Raw genomic sequence first — 956 nt, 5'->3', positions numbered from 1 at the left:
CCGTGGCCGTTGGTGCTCACGCCCAGCGAGCCCCCGTCGACACGCACGTTGCCGCGGTAGGTCATGCGCCGTCCCGTGATCACCAAATCGGTCACGGTGCGCGTGCCCCGCACGAAGCGGTTGTTCTCCACGATCACGTCCTCCAGCCCCTCGGCGGAGACGCCGTTTTGCGGGCTGACAGCCACTGTCCATTGATTGTTGTCCTGCGCATCGCCGAACAGGTTGTTGGCAATGACCACCTGGCGCGTGGCCCAGGTGCTGCCGTTGTAGCTGTCGGTGTAGCTGTCCAGACCGCCCGAATGCAGCTTGAGCGCATGGCGGATGCCGTCGGAGGAGCGACCGCGCATGGCGTTGTGGGCCATCACCCCCTTGTGCAGCCGCCCGATGCGCACAGTGTGCTGGTTGGCATAACCCATGTCGTTGCCCAGCAGCGCGATGCGTGAGCCCGTGCCCAGGATGGGGCTGTCGTTGGACAGGCTGCCGCCTTGGATGCGGTTTTCCACGATGAAGATCTCGCGCGGGTTGTAGAACTGGCTGGGCGAGACGTTGCGGTACGGGTCACTGCCGGCCCAGTAGTCTAGCGCCGCACCGAACCAGATGCGGTTGTTGTTGCCCGCATCGGCCAGGTCGTTGCGGTACAGCAGCAACCGCGCTGCCGAGCTGTCCTGTACGATACCGTCGGCAATGTTCAGATCCATCACGGTGATGTCCTCGGCGAACGAGGCCGTGTCCGGACGCCCCGAGCCAATGCGCACCGAGGTCACGCGCGGCTTGTTGCCCGACCCAAAAGCCCCCACGATGACGTTGCGCTCGCCGTGACGGATGTTGATCTGGCCAAAGCTCTCGCCACGGCGCAGCAACACACGCTTGCCGCTGTAGCTGGCCGGCAGCCCCGTCTGCGTCAGCGCTCCGCTCGGACATCCCGCATAGTTCGCCGTCTGCGACACGCACACCGT

The 956-nt window shown here is 65.3% G+C and carries 1 protein-coding gene; it reads right to left on the bottom strand.

Annotation, left to right across the window (positions count from 1 at the left end; translation table 11 throughout):
- Positions 1 to 956, bottom strand: a 956-nt coding sequence (locus CTA01S_RS16810) for a hypothetical protein (RefSeq protein ID WP_198150916.1), incomplete at both ends; no start/stop codon positions are given.

Source organism: Caldimonas taiwanensis NBRC 104434 (assembly GCF_001592165.1).
Classification (GTDB): Bacteria; Pseudomonadota; Gammaproteobacteria; order Burkholderiales; family Burkholderiaceae_C; genus Caldimonas; species Caldimonas manganoxidans.
The sequence above is the reverse complement of the archived record's forward strand: the minus strand, read 5'-3'. Positions and strand labels throughout refer to the sequence as shown.